The organism is Peptoniphilus lacrimalis DSM 7455 (assembly GCF_000378725.1).
GTDB classification, from domain to species: domain Bacteria; phylum Bacillota; class Clostridia; order Tissierellales; family Peptoniphilaceae; genus Peptoniphilus_A; species Peptoniphilus_A lacrimalis.
This window is the reverse complement of record NZ_KB900374.1, coordinates 23,034-43,290: the sequence shown is the minus strand read 5'-3', so window position 1 is coordinate 43,290 and position 20,257 is coordinate 23,034. Positions and strand designations below refer to the sequence as shown.

The following is a 20,257-nucleotide window of genomic DNA, read 5'->3' as shown; positions in this document are numbered from 1 at the left end:
AAAAAATAATATGAGTTAAAATATATTATTTTCTTGACACAAGTAGACTTATCTGTTAAACTGTATTAGTAGTAATAGGTCGCAACAGAAAGGAATTGCTTATGAATCAAATGGAAATTATTAAAAACGAACTCAAGTCACATGTTGGTAAAAAGATAATTGTTAAAGCCAATAAGGGTCGTAAGAAAATTGTAACTAGGAAGGGGATTTTAAAGGCAATTTATCCAAGCTTATTTGTAGTTGATGTGTTCAACGGAGATGAAGTTGTTACCTCAACATTTACCTACTCTGATGTTCTTACATCAACAGTTAAATTAACAATTTTAGATGACGATGCAAATTATTCAGATACAAAGATGATTTCATAAAAGACATTTTATATGTCTTTTTTTTTATACATATTTTTATTATAATGGTTCTGAGGTGGCTTATGATAGTAAAAAAAGCATATGGGAAAATTAATTTATCTTTAGATGTGATAAATAAAAGATCTGATAATTATCATAATATAGGAAGTATAATGGCAAAAATAAATCTTTACGATGTTTTGTCTTTTGAAAAGAAAGATAAAGGAATTGAAATTATTGGAGATTTTGATTTTAATATGGAAGATAATTTAATTTATAAAGCTTATAAATTGCTTATGGATAAAGTGGGAAAAGATTTAGGGATAAGAGTAAAAGTTGAAAAAAACATCCCTCAGGCAGCCGGTCTTGCTGGTGGCACAGCAGATGGTTGTGCGACCTTATTAGCTCTTAATGAACTTTATTCTTTAAACTACAGTCTTTTAGACTTGATGAAAATTTCTACAAGTTTAGGTGCTGATTTTCCCTATATGTTAAATAATAAAAATATGTATGCCCAAGGTATTGGTGATATTTTAGAACCTTGTGGGGACTTTTTTTACACAAATATTTTAATATTAAATCCTTCATATGGTATCAGCACTCCTTATGTTTATAATAATTTGAAACTTGATAATAAAAGGATTGATTTTCATAAGTTAATAGATGCCTTAAATAATTATGATTATGATTATTTGAAGGCAAATTTAGAAAATAAAATGGAAAGCTTTGTATTTAGTGAATATAAAGACCTAATGGAAATAAAAAATAAACTTAGAGAGTTTAAAGGAATTTCTCTTATGAGCGGGTCAGGACCTACAATATTTTCTATATTTCAAAATAAAGACGACTTAAATAGAGCCTATGATTTTTATAAAGGTACATATAAAAATCTATATAAAACTTGTGGTGGTGATTTTTTTGGCAATTTATGATTCTAATGTCGGTATAATTAATATTTTTAAAGAATATGATCATAATTTAAACTATTATGTAGATAATCGTTATTCTTCCTATGGAGTTTATGGGCATGAAGAAATAAAAATAAGAGCTAAAAAAGTATATGAGTTTTTAAAGGAAGAAAAAAGAATAATAGTATCTGATCTAGATGCGGCAGGAATTTTATATAAAAATAAAAATATTTTTTACGGAGAAGATAGTTTAAAAAGAATTTTAAAAGATAAAAATATTTTAATGTTAACCTCTAAAAACTTAAAAGAAAATAATTTTATCGCAAATATTGTTGATGCAAATTTTCAAACTTTAGATGTCACTTATTTGATTAATGCATCTTTATGTTTTGCCGGAGATTTAGTTGTTGAAGAAATTTTAAGGCAATATTTAGAAGGCATTAATTTATCATCCTATGATTTAATATTTTTTGCAGCAAGTCCCCTACATCTTTACAGAGATTTATTTAAAAAGGTTTTGAATAAATATAGGATACTCACAAATATTGACCCTATTTTAATGGATTACACCTATATTAAGGAAAATATACTTAGAGATTATTTTTATTTGACTGGCTCAAAAAGAGATTTTTATTTGCTTGCAGAAAATTATCTGAGAGCTAAAAAAAGGTTAAAAAAAGAGGAGATATTAAATATCTCCACTTGGTCTATGTAACCATGCACCCTATTTTGATAATCTGCTCCACACGGTACCTGAACAGTTAGCTCAAATAAGGCACTCCATACGGCACACGAAAGGTCTTACTTAGTGCTGCTCCGATCAAGGCCTGACACGGTTCATAAGTTTTCGTTGCGTAGGACCCGATTCTCAACACCACTTTTTCAGGGCAGACTGCATAGCAAAAAACCGAGATAGGGAATTCGACCCTGCTGTAGCGAATTGCAGGTACAGGACATCGCTAATTTCCCGTCTAGCATGGTAATGGCGGAGAGAGGGGGATTCGAACCCCCGATACGATTGCTCGCATACACGCTTTCCAGGCGTGCTCCTTCAACCTCTCGGACATCTCTCCAGGTCAGAATTTAATTTTACATTAAATTGACTGTTATGTCAAGATTCTTTAATTTTAGCCATTAATTTACAATAATAATTAAATAATATATACTTAAATAAAAGTTGGTGATTAGATGAATACAAAAGAAGTAGTGCTTCAGGAATTAGAAAAAAATAGAGGCAGATATATCTCAGGTCAAGAATTGGCAGACAGACTTAAGATTTCAAGAACAGCCATATGGAAAGCTATTAATGCATTAAAAAGTGATGGATTTATAATTGATTCTCAAACAAAGAGAGGATATAAATTAGATGATGCATCAGATATGATTTCTGTGCCAGGTATAAAAGAATATTTGATACCTGAGCTTAAAGATATAGATATTATATTGTATGATGAGATTGATTCAACAAATACTGAAGCAAAGAGGTTATTATATTCAGGTGAGATTAAAAATTTTACCTGCCTTGTTAGCGATTATCAAACTAGTGGCAGGGGAAGAACTGGAAAATCTTTTAAATCTTATAAGGGTACGGGAATTTATTATTCTATAATACTTAAGCCTAAAGATAATTTTGATTTTTCCTATTTTGACTTAGTAACAATACGTTCAGCAGTTTCGGTATCTAAGGTGATTGAAAAGTTATTAAAAGAATCTCCTCAAATAAAATGGGTTAATGATATTTATCTTAAGGGTAAGAAAGTTTGTGGTATTTTATCAGAACTTGATGCAGACTTTGAATCTAAAACAGTATCTTCTATCATAGTAGGCATTGGAATAAATCTTAAATACCCGCCAAAACTTGATGAAGATATAAAAGATATATTTGGAGCTTTAAATACAGATATTTTGAGAAATAAAATTATAGCAAGCCTCTTAAATGAATTTTATCTAAGCTATTATGAAAAAGATACAGAAAGTATTCTTAAATATTATAAAGACCACTCTCTAGTATTAGGAAAAGAAGTTTTCTATGAACTAAATGGTCAAAAGAAACAAGGCAAGGCAATTGACATCAACAATAAAGGAAATTTAGTAGTAAATGTTAATGGCAAAGAAGAAATTCTTTCAAGTGGAGAGGTTTCCATTAAGGGAGATTTTTTAAATAAAAAATAAAGGAGAAAAAATTGGAAAAATTAGTAGAAAGATTTTTAAAATATATAAGTTTTGAAACAACATCAGATGAAAGTTCAGATACTTGCCCTTCAAACCCTAAAGAATTTGAACTCGCTAGATATCTTGAGAAAGAAATGAAAGACTTAGGTCTTAAAGATGTATATTTATCAGAGAATTGCTATTTATATGCAACACTACCGGGAACCGATAAAAATAAGAAAACCATTGGATTTATTTCACACATGGATACATCTCCAGATATGAGCGGAAAAAATGTAAATCCCAGAATCATAGAAAATTATGACGGTAAAGATATAAAATTAAATGAAGAATTTGTAACAAGTCTTAAAGATTTTTCATTTTTAAAAGATTTAAAGGGACATGATATCATAGTAACTGATGGAACAAGTCTTTTAGGTGCTGATGATAAGGCTGGAATTGCAATAATTATGACTGCAATAGAAAATTTAATGAAATCGAACGAAAAATATGGAGATATAAAAATTGCCTTTACTCCCGATGAAGAAATTGGAAGAGGTGCAGATTTATTTGATGTAGAAAGATTTGCAGCAGATTTTGCTTACACAGTAGATGGAGGAGCAGAAGGGGAGTTTGAATATGAAAATTTCAACGCAGCATCAGCAAAAATTTCTATTCAAGGCAAAAATGTCCACCCGGGATCAGCCAAAAATGCAATGGTAAATTCTATTTTAATAGCAATGGAATTAAATTCACTACTTCCAGCAGACCAAAGACCCGAACACACAGCGGGAAGGGAAGGATTTTTCCATCTAAATGACTTTAATGGAAATGTAGAATATAGTCAAATGTATTATATAATTAGGGACCACAGTTTTGAAAAATTTGAAGAAAAAAAGAAATTTTTAGAAGAAGCTGTAAAGTTTTTAAATATTAAATATGACAATAGAATTAAATTAGAAATAAAAGACCAATATTATAATATGAAAGAAAAAATTCTTCCTCATATGGAAATTCTAGATTTAGCTTTGGAATCTATGGAAAAAGCAGGAGTAAAATCTGAAATCATAGCCACAAGAGGAGGCACAGACGGATCACAATTATCATATAAAGGTTTGCCATGCCCAAATCTTTTCACAGGAGGATATAATTATCACGGTAGATATGAATTAGTATCAATAACAACTATGAAAAAAGCCGTAAAAACAGTTGAAAATATAGGGAAAATAGGAGTAGAAAAATAATAAACTAAAAAACAAGGCTGTAGCATCAAATTTGCTACAGCTTATTTTTTTCTTATATATAATTTTCTATTGAAGTGAGTCTTTTAACTTTATATCAGCTTTATCAAATTAAAAATATTGTTGAACTGGTGTATATTATTAGATATAAAAGTATCATTTTTTAGGAAAATCTAGCAATTTTTCTCTATAATATTCATATTGTTTTTGTCTTTTTTTAATCTCTTTCGGCATACATTTTATAGAAATTAAGTTGTAATAAAATATATAGAGAAGAATTAAACATAAAAAATACCAGAGTATATAAAACATCTCTGGTATTTAGTCTAAGTTTATGGAATCACAATAATTATCTACTAATATTAGTAATTAAATTTAATTCCATTTAAATATTTAATTTTAGAATCCGCTTGTTTTTCCAAAGAAGTAGAATCCAAGTGGTGTATAGTAAAGACCTTTAACATTTGGTTTTACCATATCTGTTGAAGTATAGAAATAAATTGGAGCTACTACGCCATCATCTTTTATTAGTATATCTTCAGCTTTGTGCATAAGTTCCATTCTTTTTCCTTGGTCTGCAGTTGCTTTTGCTTCTTTTATTAGCTTATCATATTCAGGGTTTTCATACTTAGCATCATTATTTCCGCCACCTGTTAACCACATGTCTAAGAAACTCATTGGGTCGTTAAAGTCTGCAACCCATCCGTGACGAGCGATTTCGTAGTTTCCTTGTTGTCTTTCGTTAATAAATACATTCCATTCTTGATTTGAAAGTGTAACTGTTACACCAAGAACTTGTTGCCACATATTTTGTAAAGCTTCTCCTACTGCCTTATGAGCATCATTGGTATTGTATAAGTATGTTACTTCAGGGAATCCCTTACCATCTTTATAACCAGCTTTTTCTAGAAGTTTACGTGCTTCTTCACAATTTTTTTCATAATCTTCAGGTTTTACTGAGTAGTAATCTCCTCCGACTTTTCTGAATTCTTCTCCTTCAGGTCCTTTAGCATCATAAATACCATTTGGTACATATGCAGTTGCAGGTACTTGACCAGCTTGAGTTACTTGTTCAATTATGAAATTTCTGTCGATTGCAAGTGAGAAAGCTTTTCTTACATCAGGATTATCAAAAGGAGCTTTCTTATTGTTGAAACATACGAAGTAAGTTCCTATTTGAGGACGAACATTTAATTCACCACTAGCGATTAGATTTGGAATTTCTTCTGTTGGTGCAAATGCTCCGATAAAATCAAGTTCTCCAGATCTATAAGATGCATAGATTGCATTATGGTCATCTTTTAAGTGGAAATTAATTTTTTCTGCAGTGTAAGAATCTGCATCATAATATTCAGGATTTTTTACCATTTTAATTGTTTGGTTATGATCCCAAGATTCCATTTTGTATGGTCCATTAGATATATAAGTTTCTGGAGAAAGTGTCCATTGGTCATTATTTTCAACTACATCTTTCTTTACTGGATAAGTAGATGGGAATGCACAAATTTCTTCAAAATATGGGCAAAGATTTTTTAAATGAACAACGAAAGTTTTTTCATCGGGTGCTTCAACTTTAAGAACTTTTTCATCATAACCATCAACCATATCTAGCATGTATTCATATTGAGCTGTTGTTTCTGGTTTTACAAGTCTATTCCATGAATAAACAAAGTCATTAGCAGTTACAGGAGTACCATCATTAAATTTGATGCCATCTCTTAGGTGGAAAGTCCAAGTTAAACCATCTTCGGATTTATCCCAAGATTGTGCTTGTCCAGGAACAAGTTTTGCTGCCCCGTTTCCATCGTCATCCCATTTAATAAGACCTTCTGACAAATGTTGGATCATAGTTGCTCCATCAACTGTAGTGTTAAGAGCAGGGTCAATAGATTCAGGTTCTGATGCTATACAAACATCAAGTTCGCCATCTTCTCTTCCGGGTTCAAAATTACCTTTAGCCTCAGCACTTCCTTCAGCGCCTTTTGAATTGTTAGCTTTATTTCCACCACCGCAAGCAGTTAGGGAAAGGACTAAACCAAAAATTAAAGCTATAATCCAAATTCTCTTCTTCATAATTTTACCTCCTTAATATTCCAATATGTTTTATTTTAAGTTGTGACAACTAACATAGTGGCCATTTTCATATTCTCTAAAGACAGGTTCTTCCTTTGAACAGATTTCTGTTGCCATGGGGCATCTTTCATGAAATCTGCACCCACGTGGGGGATTAATTGCTGAGGGAATTTCTCCCTTTAATTTAATCCTGTGAGAATTTCTGTTGACTTCTGGGTCGGGTATAGGAATAGCTGAAAGTAGAGATTTTGTATAGGGGTGTAGAGGATTTTTGTATAATTCAAAAGAATCAACAAGTTCCACAAGTTTACCCAAATACATTACACCAATTCTATCAGAGATATGCTTAACAACGGATAAGTCATGGGCTATGAATAAATATGTTAGTCCAAATTCTTCCTGCATATCTTCTAGCATATTGACAATTTGAGCTTGAATAGAAACATCAAGAGCTGATATTGGCTCGTCGCATACAATAAATTCCGGTTCTACCGCTAAAGCTCTAGCAATACCGATTCTTTGTTGCTGACCGCCTGAAAATTCGTGAGGATATCTATTTGCGTGTTCCTCGTTTAGCCCAACTCTTTGTAAAAGTTCTCCAATTCTATTTTTTCTTTTATCTTTTCCTTTATAAAGTCCATGTATGTCTAAGGATTCACCAATAATTTCACCTACAGTCATACGAGGGTCCAAGGATGCTGAAGGGTCTTGAAAAATTATCTGCATTTTTCGGCGATAAGGTAACATTGATTCAGAAATATTGTTTTCACCGTCAAATATTACTTTTCCGTCATAAATAATTTTTCCGCTAGTAGGTTGGTATAACCTGAGTAATGTTCTACCAAAAGTTGTTTTTCCACAACCTGATTCTCCAACCAAACCGAGCGTTTCACCCTTATTTATATATATTGAAACATCATCTACAGCATGGACAACATTTTTTTTGCCAAAGGGGCCTGATACATCAAAGTGTTTAACTATATTTTCACAGACAAGGAGTTTTTTGTCTTCCATTATATAGCCCCCTTTCTATTTAAATGTAACCAACATTTAGAATAATGATCTTTAGACATTTCAAACATAGGTGGTTCTTTTCTTAAACAAATATTCATGCAATGTCCACATCTTGTTGCAAAACCGCATCCTTCAGGTGGATTCAACATGTCGATTGGTGTACCTTCAATTGATTTTAATCTTTCATATTCAGTGGCATCAATTCTTGGCATGGATGCCAAAAGACCTTTTGTATAGGGATGCGCATTTTCATAAAAGATTTGATCAATAGTTCCTTGTTCTACAATTTTTCCTGCATACATTACACTAACTTTGTCACATATTGAGGCAACAACACCTAAATTGTGAGTTATAAATATAATACTCATCTTTGTTTTTTCTTGAATTTCTTTCATAAGCTCTAGAATTTGAGCTTGGATTGTAACATCAAGAGCAGTTGTAGGTTCATCGGCAATTAGTAGTTTTGGTTCACATATAAGTCCCATACCTATCATAACTCTTTGTCGCATACCACCTGAAAGTTCATGAGGGTATTGTTTCATTCTTTTTTTAGGATTTGATATTCCGACTAATTCTAACATTTGACAAGCTTTTTCATAAGCCTCTTTTTTAGGAATTTTTTTGTGTACCAAGACAGCTTCCATAAGCTGATTACCAATGGTGTAAACAGGGTTTAAACAAGTCATTGGATTTTGGAAAATCATTGAGCATTTATTACCACGAAAATCTTCCATCTGTTTTTTAGAATAGTTAAGGATATTTTCTCCTTCAAATTCTATATTTCCTTCTTTTATTTTTCCAGGAGATTGCAATAGCCCCATTAAGGCATAGGCTTCAACAGACTTACCTGAACCGGATTCTCCAACTATACCCATAACTTCATTGTATCCTAGGGAATAATTTATGCCATCAACTGCTTTAACTTCTCCTGCAGGAGTAAAGAAAGAAACTTTTAAATTTTTTATACTTAATAAGTTGTTTTTTTCTTCCATAAATTCACCTACTTTTTAAGTCTTGGGTCTAGTGCATCTCTTAAGCCATCACTGAAAAGATTTAGTGAAAGTATCATAAGTGACAATATAATTGAAGGAATTATAAGTCTGTATGCAAAGGAATAAATTCCACCAAGGGCATCCGCAGCCATAGCTCCAAGGGAAGTCATGGGAGCTTGAACTCCTATACCTAAGAAAGATAGGAAAGATTCCAAGAATATAGCGGATGGTATTTGCATTGCTGTCATTACTATTATTTGTCCTATACAGTTTGGATATAAATGACGTCTAATTATTCTCCATTTGCTACCACCTAAGGCATTAACAGCCATAACAAATTCTTGTTGTTTTAACATTAAGACTTGTCCTCTGATAACTCTTGCCATTCCTACCCAGTATAAAAGTCCAAAGGCTATAAATATTGATATCAGTGCCGGTCCAAGAGTTGATAATTTTTGAGCAAAAGCTGAGTGAGAATTATTTACCCAAGATCTCAGAGGCTCATTTATACCGATTGATATTAGAATAACTACCAAAACATCAGGTACTGAATAGACAAGGTCTATTATTCTCATCATGACTAGGTCAATTTTGCCACCAAAGTAGCCTGAGATAGCTCCGTATAAAGATCCAATAATAAGAACGATTAAGGAAGCAAACACACCAACTATTAAGGAAACACGAGTTCCATACATAGTTCTTGTCAAAATGTTTCTACCTAACTTGTCTGTACCAAAAGGGTATTTTAAAGATGGATATAAATTTTCATCTCCACGGAATTGAGTTGTATAATCACCCTTTACGAAGTAAGGTCCAATAAAAGCAAAAATTATTACAATTATTAAAAAACCAAGGGCAACCATTGCAACTTTATTCTCTTTTAATCTTCTCCAAGCATCTGCCCAATAGGAAACAGAAGGTCTTTTAGTAATAAAAGATTTCTTATCCTGAGAATCTGCTTTTAGAAAATCGTTGTCCAAAATTTCAAACCCTAAATCTTCAGGGGTTGTTTGAAGTGAAAAAAATTTAGTAAAATTTTCCATTAGTTACCCCCTTTTGTAATATCTATTCTTGGGTCTACAAATTTATACAGAATGTCTACAACCAAATTCATAAAAATAACGAGAGCTGCAAAAAATATTGTTGTAGCCATAATAATGGGATAATCTCTATTTAAAATTGAATTTATGAAATATCTTCCCATACCTGGTAAAGAAAATACACTTTCGACAACAAAAGAACCACATAAAATTGAGGCTGTCAAGGGTCCTAAATATGTTAATACAGGAATAAAAGCATTTCTTAAAGCGTGTTTAAATAAAATTTTACTTGCAGGAACACCCTTTGCTCTAGCAGTTCTTATATAGTCTTGGTTTATTACATCAAGCATTGAAGATCTTGAAAGTCTTGCTATATAACACATTGGATTAAATCCTAATGAAAAGCAAGGCAAGACATAAGCCGAAACTTTACCAAGACCCATGGTGGGTAAAACTTTTAGTTTTACACCAAAAAATATAAGAAGAAGTGTTGCCACAACGAATCCTGGTACCGATATACCAATTGTAGTCAAAACTCTTAAAAACGAGTCAACGCCATCACCTCTGTGATAAGCAGCTAAACACCCTAAAGGTAAGCCGACAAGGATTGACCAGCTAAGTGCTATTAGACCAATTTTGGCACTGGTTGGAAACATTTCCTTAAGAATTTCAATTACAGGTCTATTTTTTTGCATTTTTAAAGATACTCCGAAGTCTAATTTTAAAGTATTTATTAAATACTTTTTAAGCTGAACACTTAAAGGTTTATCCAAACCATATTTTTTGTTAAGTTGTTCCATGACTTCAGGGGATGGGGGTTTTTCACTAAGAAATGGGCTTCCTGGTACCATGTTCATAAGTAAAAATGTAATTGTTGCTACTAAGATAAGTACCAAAAAAGATTGCAAAATTCTAGTTATTATATACTTTCCCATGATCCTCTCCTTTCAATATATTACTTTATTCTATTAATTATATATCGGCTATTAGTTAATTACAAGACAATTAAAACCTAGTGTTTAACTAGACATTTAGCAAATGTGAAGAATTACGCTTATTTATTAAAAAATTTTGTGAAAAATTGCAAAAAATTTTTGTAGATTTTCTCCATAATGTTTAAAATTTTAAAATTTATAGTATAATAGAGAAAGCCGAAGTTCAAATTGAACTTTTTTATTATGCTCGTTTTATTTGAAAAAATTTTATATAATATTATAATACTTTACATATGGGGAGGTTATATGAGATTATCAAAACTATACATGCCGACATTAAGAGAAGATCCGCAAGATGCGGAAATAGTTTCTCATAAATTTTTGTTGCGTGGAGGATTTATAAGGAAAAGTGCAAGCGGGATTTATACTTATTTAACTCTAGGTTATAGAGTTGTTAGAAAGATAGAAAATATTGTAAGAGAAGAGATGGATAGGTGCGGTTCCCAAGAAATATTGATGAGTGCTATTCAGCCTCGTGAAATTTGGGAAGATTCTGGAAGATGGGAAAAATATGGTCCAGAAATGTTTAAACTAAAAGACAGACATGACAGAGATTTTTGCTTAGGTCCAACTGCTGAGGAATATTTTACTACTCTTATTAAAGATGAAGTCAATTCTTATAAGGATTTACCTTTAAATTTATATCAAATTCAAACTAAATATAGGGATGAAAAAAGGCCTAGATTCGGTATTAATCGTGCTAGGGAATTTTCAATGAAGGATGCCTATACTTTTGATGAAGATTTAGAGGGCTTGGAAAAATCTTATATGAATATGTATAGAGCCTATGAAAAAGTTTTTGATAGGCTATCGCTTAATTATAAGATTGTTGAGGGTGACAACGGAGCTATGGGTGGTTCAGGTTCTCATGAATTTATAGCTCTTGCAGAATCTGGAGAAGGAGTTATTGTATTTTCTGAAAATGGAAAATATGGTGCAACTGATGAGAAAGCTCCTGTTGAGTATAAAGCTCCCCAAAAAGAAGATAAAAAAGAATTAGAAAAAGTTTATACACCTAATTGTTCTAGTATTGATGATGTATCAAAATTTTTAAATATTGAAAAGGGAAGATGCGCAAAAGCTGTTGATCTAATGATTGAAGATAAGCCTTATATTGTCTTGATTCCTGGAGATAGGCAGTTAAATCTTATAAAGTTAGTTTCTATTTTAAAGGTTGCTGAACATAAGGTTAGGATGATGAATGATAAAGAAATTTTAAATATTGGTTCTTGCCCTAGTTTTACAGGTCCTATTGAATTGAAAGAAGATGTCAAAGTTTTGGTTGATGCTTCATTAAAAGATATAGACAATTTAGTTATTGGTTCTAATGAAGAAAATTATCATTATATTAACGCAAATTATGGAAGAGATTTTAATGGAGAAGTTGCAGGAGATCTTTTATTAGTCGAACAAGGGGATTTAATTCCAGGGACTTGTGATGAGTATAAATTTGCAAGAGGTATTGAAGTTGGAAATATCTTCCAATTAGGTACTAAGTATTCTAAATCTTTGAATGCAACTTATTTAGATAGAAATGGAAAGGCACAATATTTTTATATGGGTTCTTATGGAATTGGTATAACAAGAACTGTAGCAGCTATTGTGGAACAAAATTATGATGAAAATGGAATAATTTGGCCTGTAGCTACGGCACCATATGAATGTATAGTTACTGTTATTAACCCTAATAATGAAGAACAAAAAGAACTTGGAGAAAAAATTTATAAGAGTCTTCAAGAAAAGGGTATTGAAGTATTGATAGATGATAGAGATTTAAGAGCTGGTGTTAAATTCAAGGACAGAGATCTTATAGGTATTCCTGTAAGAATAACTGTTGGCAAAAAAGCTAGTGATGATGTTGTTGAATATTCTTTAAGAAAGGAAATGAAAAACAGCGAAATTTCATCTCAAAGTGCTATAGAAAGTGCGATAAAAGAGGTATATGATGGCAGACTTTAAATTTGAAATAGTTGAACATTTAGGTGTTTTATCTGAAGATGCTAAAGGTTGGACTAAAGAAATAAATAAAGTGTCTTTTGGTGGTAGACCTGCAAAGTATGATATTAGAAGTTGGGACCAAGATCATTTAAAAATGTCTAAGGGTGTCACATTGAATGATGAAGAATTTGAAAATCTTATCAGTATATTGAAAGTTAAAGGGTTTTAATATATTTTTTTGAGAAAAAATGATATAATAATTTTTATTGATAGTTTAGGAGGAAATAAATGGAGATTAAAAGTAAAGAAAAAAATACAGTGAGCTTTGACTTAGTGTTAAAAGATAAAGATATAAAGGATGCAGAAACTGAAGTTTATAAGAAGAATAAAAAGAGTTTACAAGTACCAGGATTTCGTAAGGGACATGTACCAAGAAAATTAATTGAAAATATGTATGGCAAGGATGTATTCCTTGAAGATGCAATAAATGAAATCCTTCCAGAAGTATATGCAAAAGCTGTTAAAGAATTAAAGCTTGATGTAATTGACCAACCAAATATTGATATTCCTGAAGAAAGAAAAGATGGAGAAGATTTAATTGTCAATGTAAAAGTTGATGTTAAACCTGAAGCAAAATTAGGTGAATATAAGGGACTTGAAATCGAAGATCCTACAATGGAAGTTACTGACGAAGTAGTAATGCAAGAAGTTGAAAATGAGAGAGAAAAAAATGCAAGAATCATTAATGTTGATGATAGGGCTGCCCAAAAAGGAGATAGCGTAAATATTGACTACAAAGGTTCTTGTGATGGTGAATATTTCAAAGGCGGAGAAGATAAGGGTCATGATCTTGAACTTGGTAGCGGAGCCTTTATTGAAGGATTTGAAGACCAAATTATCGGACATAAAGTTGGAGAAGAATTTGATATTAATGTTAAATTCCCCGAAGACTATCGTGACGAAAATCTTAAGGGTAAAGAAGCTAAGTTTGAAATTAAATTAAATGGTATTTCTTATAAAGAACTTCCTAAACTAGATGATGAATTTGTTAAAGATATTTCAGAATTTGATACTCTTGAAGAATATAAAGAAGATATAAGAAAAAATAAGCAAGAAGAGTATGATGTCAATGCAAAAATGGAAAAGCAAAGAAGAATCGTTGAAAAATTGGGAGAAATTGCAGAAGTTGAAGTTCCAGAAGTAATGGTAAATAGACAAATTGACGAAATACTTCAAAATTATGAAAGAAGCTTAATGGGTCAAGGAATTTCTTTAAATGATTATATAAAGATGACAGGTTCTTCAATTGAAGCTATGAGAGAATCTTTAAAAGAAGGAGCAAAAAATACTGTTAAAAATGATTTAGCTTTAGATGCTCTTGTTAAGGCTGAAAATATCAAGATTTCTGATGAAGATGTGGAAAAAGAAGTTAATGAAGTAGTTGAAGATTATTTCAAAGACGACAAGGAACATATGGAAAAAATGAGATCTTATATGCTTAACGAAAATAAAGAACAAATAAGAGATGATTTAGCTAAGAGAAAAGCTGTTGATATTATTCTTGAAAGTGCTAAATTAGTTGAACCTAAAAAATTAAGCGAAGAAGAAGCACAAAAGGCTAAACTTGCAAAAGAAGAAATAGAAAAACTTACAGAAGAAGAAAATAAATAAAATTTTAAGAATTAATTAAAAAGAAAGGTGATTTTATGGCACTTGTGCCTATGGTAGTTGAACAAACAAATCGTGGTGAAAGGTCTTATGATATTTATTCAAGACTTTTGAAAGATAGAATAATATTTGCATCAGGTGAAGTTAATGATACAATGGCTGATTTAATAGTAGCCCAACTTTTATTTTTAGAGTCTGAAGACCCCAATAAGGATATTCAACTTTATATTAATTCACCTGGAGGAAGTGTAAGTGCTGGTCTTGCAATTTATGATACTATGCAATATATTAAACCTGATGTTTCAACTATATGCATAGGGATGGCAGCATCAATGGGCGCTATACTTCTATCATCAGGAGCAAAGGGTAAAAGATTTGCCCTACCCAACTCAGATATTATGATTCACCAACCAAGTGGCGGCACTCAAGGTATGGCTACAGATATTCAGATTACAGCTGAAAAGATCTTAAAGACAAGAAAATCTTTAAACCAAATATTAGCAAAAAATACTGGTCAAAAATTAGAAAAGATTGAAAGAGATGCTGACAGGGATTTTTGGCTTGATGCTAATGAAGCGAAAGAATACGGATTGATTGATAAGGTAATAGAAAACAGAGAATGAGGTATTAATGGAGACAACAGAAAAAGTCTTAAGATGTTCTTTTTGTGGAAAAACACAAAATCAGGTTAAAAGACTTATTGCCGGTCCAAATGTTTCAATATGTAACGAATGTGTGGACTTGTGCAACAATATTTTAGCAAATGAATTGAATAGTGATGATACTGAAGACTTTGATTTACCAAAACCTGCACAGATAAAACATATACTAGATTCATATGTAGTAAAACAGGAATCAGCAAAAAAAGCTTTAGCAGTAGCTGTATATAATCACTATAAAAGAATAAATTCTAATAAGAAAATCGAAAATTCAGATATTGAGCTTCAAAAATCTAATATTTTAATGATTGGACCTACTGGAAGTGGTAAAACACTTTTAGCTCAAACATTAGCTAAACTTCTTCATGTGCCTTTTGCTATATGTGATGCCACAACATTGACAGAAGCTGGTTATGTAGGTGAAGATGTTGAAAATATTATATTAAAATTAATACAAAATGCTGATTATGATATAGAAAGAGCTGAAAAGGGAATAATATATATAGATGAAATTGATAAGATTGCAAGAAAATCTGAAAATGTATCAATAACAAGAGATGTTTCAGGAGAAGGTGTTCAGCAGGCTCTTTTAAAAATTATTGAGGGTACTGTTGCTAATGTTCCTCCACAAGGAGGCAGAAAACATCCTAATCAAGAGTTTATTCAAGTAGATACTACAAATATCTTATTTATTGTTGGAGGAGCTTTTGACGGTTTAGAAAAGATTATTGAGCAAAGAACTATGAAATCATCTATGGGTTTTGAAGCTGCAATTTATGATAAGAATATTGAAAGAAAAGCTATTCTTAAAAAAGTGGAAACTGAAGATCTTTTGAAATTCGGCTTAATACCTGAACTTATAGGTAGATTACCAGTAACTATTACTTTGGAAGAACTTGATGAAGATGCTCTAGTGGAAATTTTAACTAAACCAAAAAATGCTTTAGTTAAACAATATAAGGAACTTATGAAATTAGACAATGTTGATTTAATTTTTGATGATGACGCTTTAAGAGATATAGCAAAAAAAGCTATAGAAAAAAAGGCTGGAGCCAGAGGTTTAAGAGGTGTTATTGAAAATACAATAATGAACATTATGTATGAAGTTCCATCAAGAGAAGATGTAGTGGGAGTAGAAGTTACTAAGGCTTCAGTTGAAGGAAAAGAAGCGCCAAAGTTAATTAAAAAGAAAGCTCAGTAGCAACTTTTTAATATAAAATGATAAACCTTGCAATGCAAGGTTTTTTTAATAGAAAGGAAACTATATGGAAACATTAAAAATACCTATGATTCCCATGAGGGATTTAGTCATATTTCCTAAAAGTGTTACTCATTTTGATTGTGGGAGAGAAATATCTATAAATGCGGTTGAAAATGCAGAACTTCATGATTCAAAAATTTTTCTGGCAAGTCAAAAAGACTCGATGGTTAAAGAACCAAAAATTGACGATATTTATAAATATGGAACTATAGCTGAGGTAAAGCAGATACTGAAAGTGCCAGGAGGTATTGTTAGAGTTTTAGTAGAAGGAATTGAAAGAGCAAGGATGATTTCTCTTAATGAAGAAGACGGATATTTACAAGCAGAAATTGAAGTTTTTGAGGAAGAGGAAGTTTCGGAAGGAAATAAAGACATAGAAGCAGCCTTGAGATTAGTGGAATCTGATATATATTCTTATGGAGAGCTTGATGACAGATTAATACCTGGTCTTTTACAGTCAGCGGTTGATTCTTCAACACCGGGAAGGCTTGTTGATACTGCTTGTTCCTATTTGAATTTAAAATTAAAAGATAGTCAAAAAATTCTTGAATCAGTTGATGTTTACGAAAGACTTGTTAATTTCCATGCAATTATGAAAAGGGAAATAGAAGTATTATCTATAGAAAAAAACATTGATAATCAAGTAAAAACAAAGATGAATAAGATTCAAAGAGAATATTATTTAAAGGAACAATTAAAAATAATCCACAAAGAACTTGGTGATGACGAGGAAGAAGAGGAAACAATTTCAAAATATAAAAGACTTATTAAAGAAAAAAACTTGCCTGATGAGGTAAGGGAAAAAGCTTTAAAAGAAGTTAAAAAACTTGAAAATACCAACTCAATGTCACCTGAATATTCAGTAGGCGTGAATTATTTAGATTGGATTTTAGAACTTCCTTGGATGGAAGAAAAGAAATCAAAAATTAATTTGTCTAAGGCAAGAAAAATTCTTGATAAAAACCATTACGGTTTAAAAACTGTAAAAGAAAGAATTTTGGAATTTATTGCAGTTAAAAAATTGGCAGGAAATGATTTAAAAGGTCCCATACTTTGCCTTGTTGGGCCACCTGGAGTAGGAAAAACTTCTATTGCACAATCTGTTGCAGATGCTCTAAATAGAAATTTTGTTAGAATGAGCCTTGGAGGAGTTACTGATGAAGCTGAAATAAGAGGCCACAGAAGGACATATATTGGATCCATGCCAGGAAGAATAATTTCTCTTATTAGAAAGGCTAAAACAAAGGACCCAGTATTTTTATTTGATGAAATAGATAAGATTGGAAATTCATATAGAGGTGATCCTGCAAGTGGCTTGTTAGAAGTGTTAGATCCTGAACAAAATTCAACATTTACAGACCACTATTTGGAATTACCCTTTGATCTATCAAATGTATTTTTCATAGCAACAGCAAATACAACATCAACAATTCCACGTCCGCTTTTAGATAGGATGGAAGTGATAAATTTAGGTGGTTATACACCAAATGAAAAATTTAATATAGCTAAAAAATATTTGGTACCAAAACAATTTGAAGAAAATGGACTAAAGAAAAACCAAATAAAAATTTCAGATAGGGCTATAAGGGATATTATAGATTTTTACACTAGAGAAGCAGGTGTGAGGTCCTTGGAAAAAGAAATTTCAAAGATTGCAAGAAAAGCTGCATTAAAAGTAGTAGAAGATGATAAATTTGACTCAATTGTTGTAACGACAAGAAATGTTAAAAACTTTTTAGGTGAAAAGAGATTTTTAATAGATGAAGTTTCAAAAAAAGATGAAGTAGGAATTGTCAATGGACTAGCATGGACAGCGGTTGGAGGAACAACTCTTTCAATTGAAGCAACAATAATGGAGGGTTCTGGTAAAATAACACTTACAGGTTCTTTGGGCGATGTAATGAAAGAATCAGCTATAGCCGGTATTTCTTATATTGCTTCTAATGCAGAAAATTTCAACATAGACCCTACATTTAGAAAAACAAAGGATATACACATTCACGTTCCTGAAGGAGCTGTTCCAAAGGATGGACCTTCAGCCGGAATAACAATAACAACAGCAGTATTATCTGCATTGAGTAATAAAAAAGTGTACAGAGATATTGCAATGACAGGAGAAATAACCTTAAGAGGAAAAGTTTTGCCTATTGGGGGCTTAAAAGAAAAATTATTAGCGGCAGAAAGATTTGGTGTTAAAAAAGTTTTAATTCCTATGGAAAACAAGAGAGATTTAGAAGAAATTGAAGACGATGCAATTAAAAATCTTGAAATAATTCCAATATCATCAATGGAAGATGTTGCAAAAATTAGTCTAGGTGATTAAATGAAAGTAAAGATATCAGATTTAGAAAAAGTAGCAGTAAAAAAAGAAACTTATCCAGCAAATAATTTGCCTGAATTTGCTTTTGCAGGCAGGTCAAACGTAGGTAAATCATCTTTTATAAATGCAATGCTGGGAAGAAAAAATCTTGCTAGAACTTCTTCAACACCAGGAAAAACACGAACTATTAATTTTTACAAGGTTAATGAGGATTTAAGGCTTGTGGATTTACCGGGATACGGATATGCAAAAGTTTCAAAAAAAGAAAAAGATAGCTGGGCAAATATAATAAATGAATATTTAGAAACCAGAGAAAATCTTTTAGAAACAATACTTTTAGTTGATATTAGACATGACCCAACACAGCTTGATCTACAGATGTATGATTATCTGTTAGCTTCAGGATTTTCGGGAATAGTTATAGCAACAAAAAAAGATAAAATATCAAAAAGCTCGGTGAAGAAAAATATAGATAATATAGCAAGAAAATTGAAAGCTCCAGTAAAAGAAAATATAATACCATTTTCTTCTGTTGATAAAGATGAAGTTGATGAATTGTGGTATATATTTGATGATATAATTAAATTTAAAAAGGCTTAGAGAGAAGTTTTGATTTGTAGTAATTAATATATATAATTAAAAATTTATATAAATTTTAAACATTAAATTATATTATTAAGTTATTTAATAAGCGATTAAAAAAGATTATGTCTAAAGAAATTTGAAAAGAGAAAAATTAATAATTAAAAGATTAAAAAATGCCAAAGTAAGTTTTAATGCGAAATCTAGTATTGGTGAAAACTTTATGGTGAAGCTTATAAAACACCCCCCTAATATTAGGAGGGTGTTTTTGAGTATATAAAAAATTTAATTAGTAAGCTTAATTTGTGTAACCAATATTTTTTGAAAGCTTTTCAGCACAAGATTTTACAGAATTTATAAAACTTTCTTTGTTTTCTTCAGTCATTCTTTCTTTAGGCAAAACTATTCCTAAAGCTCCTAGAAGTTCACCGTTATAATTAAAAACAGGTGCCCCTATTCCTGCTGCATTCGTGATATAGTCGGAATTAGATGTTGATACCATATTTTTTCTGATTTCTTCTAATTCTTTTTTTAATTTTCCGACATCAACTTTTCCGTTAAGATTGTCGGACAAACCTTCACTTATATATTTATCTATAAATTCTTTGCTTTGGAAAGCCAAGATAACTTTTCTTATTGCTCCCCAATGAAGGTCAATTTCGTATCCAAAATTTTCTACTATTTTTAGAGGGTGTTTTCCTTCTACTTTTGAAATTACTAGCCCCTTTCTACCACTTTTTATAATCAAAAAAGAATCCTCGCCAGTTTGTAATGATAATTCTTTTAAAACGTCTGAAGTTTCTCTTTGAGGATTTACAAATGCTGTTGCTGAAAATCCCAAGGGTATAAGTCCAGAACCTAAAGAATATAAATGAGTTTTTTCATCCTTGTAAACATATTTTACAGAAATCAGGGTTCTCAATATTCTGTGGGCTGTTGAGGGAGGCAAATCTAAATGTTCTGAAATTTCAGCTATTGTAAGTTCTCTATTTTCAGTTCTTAAAAAATTCAAAACATTTGCAGCTTTAACCAAGCTTTGAATCATACTATCACTCCTCAAATATATTA

18 protein-coding genes, 1 tRNA gene and 1 other RNA gene are annotated in these 20,257 nt (G+C 31.2%); 12 read left to right on the top strand and 8 right to left on the bottom strand.

Features of this window, described 5'->3' with window-relative positions; all coding sequences use genetic code 11:
* The first annotated feature begins 101 nt into the window (after positions 1-101).
* The 3 genes from F594_RS0107200 to F594_RS0107190 all read left to right on the top strand — a co-directional run bounded on the left by F594_RS0107200 (position 102) and on the right by F594_RS0107190 (position 1,970).
* Entirely contained in the window at positions 102-368 is a 267-nt protein-coding gene (locus F594_RS0107200) for a Veg family protein (RefSeq protein ID WP_004825835.1), read from the top strand.
* A gap of 62 nt (positions 369-430) precedes the next feature.
* Positions 431-1,279, top strand: coding sequence for a 4-(cytidine 5'-diphospho)-2-C-methyl-D-erythritol kinase (ispE, locus tag F594_RS0107195; RefSeq protein WP_019035069.1), 849 nt, complete (start codon positions 431-433; stop codon positions 1,277-1,279).
* Positions 1,266-1,970 (top strand): hypothetical protein, encoded by a 705-nt coding sequence (locus F594_RS0107190; protein ID WP_019035068.1) that lies wholly within the window; start codon positions 1,266-1,268, stop codon positions 1,968-1,970. Before ispE ends, F594_RS0107190 begins: the two co-directional genes overlap by 14 nt.
* On the opposite strand, the gene ffs is transcribed toward F594_RS0107190, so the two are convergent.
* Positions 1,971-2,235, bottom strand: an RNA gene (gene ffs / locus F594_RS09545) — signal recognition particle sRNA large type.
* A gap of 3 nt (positions 2,236-2,238) precedes the next feature.
* Positions 2,239-2,328: transfer RNA gene (locus F594_RS0107185), tRNA-Ser, on the bottom strand.
* A gap of 115 nt (positions 2,329-2,443) precedes the next feature.
* Here F594_RS0107185 and F594_RS0107180 point away from each other — a divergent pair.
* Together F594_RS0107180 and pepT are read left to right on the top strand one after the other, a co-directional pair.
* On the top strand, positions 2,444-3,427 hold the full coding sequence (locus F594_RS0107180) for a biotin--[acetyl-CoA-carboxylase] ligase (protein WP_019035067.1): 984 nt from the start codon (positions 2,444-2,446) through the stop codon (positions 3,425-3,427).
* Positions 3,428-3,438: 11 nt separating this feature from the next.
* Positions 3,439-4,650 (top strand): peptidase T, encoded by a 1,212-nt coding sequence (pepT, locus tag F594_RS0107175; RefSeq protein ID WP_019035066.1) that lies wholly within the window; start codon positions 3,439-3,441, stop codon positions 4,648-4,650.
* A gap of 396 nt (positions 4,651-5,046) precedes the next feature.
* Here the strand turns inward: pepT and F594_RS0107170 are convergent, their stop codons facing one another.
* Genes F594_RS0107170 through F594_RS0107150 form a run of 5 tightly spaced genes read right to left on the bottom strand, consistent with a single transcriptional unit; the run spans position 5,047 to position 10,701 of the window.
* Positions 5,047-6,720 (bottom strand): peptide ABC transporter substrate-binding protein, encoded by a 1,674-nt coding sequence (locus tag F594_RS0107170; protein WP_019035065.1) that lies wholly within the window; start codon positions 6,718-6,720, stop codon positions 5,047-5,049.
* Between the two features lie 30 nt (positions 6,721-6,750).
* Positions 6,751-7,734, bottom strand: a complete 984-nt coding sequence (locus F594_RS0107165; RefSeq protein ID WP_009345134.1) for an ABC transporter ATP-binding protein — start codon at positions 7,732-7,734, stop codon at positions 6,751-6,753.
* Positions 7,734-8,726, bottom strand: coding sequence for an ABC transporter ATP-binding protein (locus F594_RS0107160; RefSeq protein WP_009345109.1), 993 nt, complete (start codon positions 8,724-8,726; stop codon positions 7,734-7,736). The genes F594_RS0107165 and F594_RS0107160 overlap by 1 nt, the downstream gene beginning before the upstream one ends.
* An 8-nt stretch (positions 8,727-8,734) precedes the next feature.
* On the bottom strand, positions 8,735-9,769 hold the full coding sequence (locus F594_RS0107155) for an ABC transporter permease (protein WP_019035064.1): 1,035 nt from the start codon (positions 9,767-9,769) through the stop codon (positions 8,735-8,737).
* A complete protein-coding gene (locus tag F594_RS0107150) occupies positions 9,769-10,701 on the bottom strand; it encodes an ABC transporter permease (protein WP_009345117.1) in 933 nt (310 codons plus the stop codon). Before F594_RS0107150 ends, F594_RS0107155 begins: the two co-directional genes overlap by 1 nt.
* A gap of 306 nt (positions 10,702-11,007) precedes the next feature.
* On the opposite strand from F594_RS0107150, the gene F594_RS0107145 reads away from it, so the two are divergent.
* The 7 genes from F594_RS0107145 to yihA all read left to right on the top strand — a co-directional run bounded on the left by F594_RS0107145 (position 11,008) and on the right by yihA (position 19,207).
* Positions 11,008-12,720, top strand: coding sequence for a proline--tRNA ligase (locus F594_RS0107145; RefSeq protein WP_019035063.1), 1,713 nt, complete (start codon positions 11,008-11,010; stop codon positions 12,718-12,720).
* Positions 12,707-12,928: a YdbC family protein gene (locus F594_RS0107140; RefSeq protein ID WP_004825817.1), complete on the top strand. Its 222-nt coding sequence runs from the start codon at positions 12,707-12,709 to the stop codon at positions 12,926-12,928. The genes F594_RS0107145 and F594_RS0107140 overlap by 14 nt, the downstream gene beginning before the upstream one ends.
* 59 nt (positions 12,929-12,987) lie before the next feature.
* Positions 12,988-14,370 (top strand): trigger factor, encoded by a 1,383-nt coding sequence (tig, locus tag F594_RS0107135; RefSeq protein WP_004825821.1) that lies wholly within the window; start codon positions 12,988-12,990, stop codon positions 14,368-14,370.
* A gap of 35 nt (positions 14,371-14,405) precedes the next feature.
* Complete coding sequence (gene clpP / locus F594_RS0107130) at positions 14,406-14,990, top strand: ATP-dependent Clp endopeptidase proteolytic subunit ClpP (protein WP_004825804.1); 585 nt, start codon at positions 14,406-14,408, stop codon at positions 14,988-14,990.
* 7 nt (positions 14,991-14,997) lie between these two features.
* The gene (gene clpX / locus F594_RS0107125; protein ID WP_019035062.1) at positions 14,998-16,227 is read left to right on the top strand and encodes an ATP-dependent Clp protease ATP-binding subunit ClpX; all 1,230 of its coding nucleotides are present in this window, start codon (positions 14,998-15,000) and stop codon (positions 16,225-16,227) included.
* Between the two features lie 64 nt (positions 16,228-16,291).
* Complete coding sequence (lon, locus tag F594_RS0107120; RefSeq protein WP_019035061.1) at positions 16,292-18,610, top strand: endopeptidase La; 2,319 nt, start codon at positions 16,292-16,294, stop codon at positions 18,608-18,610.
* Positions 18,611-19,207 carry a ribosome biogenesis GTP-binding protein YihA/YsxC gene (yihA, locus tag F594_RS0107115; RefSeq protein WP_019035060.1) on the top strand — a complete coding sequence of 199 codons (597 nt, stop codon included), beginning with the start codon at positions 18,611-18,613 and terminating at the stop codon, positions 19,205-19,207. It abuts the gene before it with no gap.
* Positions 19,208-19,487: 280 nt separating this feature from the next.
* Here yihA and F594_RS0107110 read toward each other — a convergent pair whose 3' ends face one another.
* Entirely contained in the window at positions 19,488-20,234 is a 747-nt protein-coding gene (locus F594_RS0107110; RefSeq protein ID WP_019035059.1) for an IclR family transcriptional regulator, read from the bottom strand.
* Positions 20,235-20,257: the final 23 nt, after the last annotated feature.

What these genes read in the sequence shown, in the direction of transcription:
- F594_RS0107200 (WP_004825835.1), top strand. Translation starts at nt 102, where the DNA reads ATGAATCAAATGGAAATTATTAAAAACGAACTCAAGTCACATGTTGGT.
- ispE (WP_019035069.1), top strand. Translation starts at nt 431, where the DNA reads ATGATAGTAAAAAAAGCATATGGGAAAATTAATTTATCTTTAGATGTG.
- F594_RS0107180 (WP_019035067.1), top strand. Translation starts at nt 2,444, where the DNA reads ATGAATACAAAAGAAGTAGTGCTTCAGGAATTAGAAAAAAATAGAGGC.
- F594_RS0107170 (WP_019035065.1), bottom strand. Translation starts at nt 6,720, where the DNA reads ATGAAGAAGAGAATTTGGATTATAGCTTTAATTTTTGGTTTAGTCCTT.
- F594_RS0107165 (WP_009345134.1), bottom strand. Translation starts at nt 7,734, where the DNA reads ATGGAAGACAAAAAACTCCTTGTCTGTGAAAATATAGTTAAACACTTT.
- F594_RS0107160 (WP_009345109.1), bottom strand. Translation starts at nt 8,726, where the DNA reads ATGGAAGAAAAAAACAACTTATTAAGTATAAAAAATTTAAAAGTTTCT.
- F594_RS0107155 (WP_019035064.1), bottom strand. Translation starts at nt 9,769, where the DNA reads ATGGAAAATTTTACTAAATTTTTTTCACTTCAAACAACCCCTGAAGAT.
- F594_RS0107150 (WP_009345117.1), bottom strand. Translation starts at nt 10,701, where the DNA reads ATGGGAAAGTATATAATAACTAGAATTTTGCAATCTTTTTTGGTACTT.
- F594_RS0107145 (WP_019035063.1), top strand. Translation starts at nt 11,008, where the DNA reads ATGAGATTATCAAAACTATACATGCCGACATTAAGAGAAGATCCGCAA.
- F594_RS0107140 (WP_004825817.1), top strand. Translation starts at nt 12,707, where the DNA reads ATGGCAGACTTTAAATTTGAAATAGTTGAACATTTAGGTGTTTTATCT.
- tig (WP_004825821.1), top strand. Translation starts at nt 12,988, where the DNA reads ATGGAGATTAAAAGTAAAGAAAAAAATACAGTGAGCTTTGACTTAGTG.
- clpP (WP_004825804.1), top strand. Translation starts at nt 14,406, where the DNA reads ATGGCACTTGTGCCTATGGTAGTTGAACAAACAAATCGTGGTGAAAGG.
- clpX (WP_019035062.1), top strand. Translation starts at nt 14,998, where the DNA reads ATGGAGACAACAGAAAAAGTCTTAAGATGTTCTTTTTGTGGAAAAACA.
- lon (WP_019035061.1), top strand. Translation starts at nt 16,292, where the DNA reads ATGGAAACATTAAAAATACCTATGATTCCCATGAGGGATTTAGTCATA.
- yihA (WP_019035060.1), top strand. Translation starts at nt 18,611, where the DNA reads ATGAAAGTAAAGATATCAGATTTAGAAAAAGTAGCAGTAAAAAAAGAA.
- F594_RS0107110 (WP_019035059.1), bottom strand. Translation starts at nt 20,234, where the DNA reads ATGATTCAAAGCTTGGTTAAAGCTGCAAATGTTTTGAATTTTTTAAGA.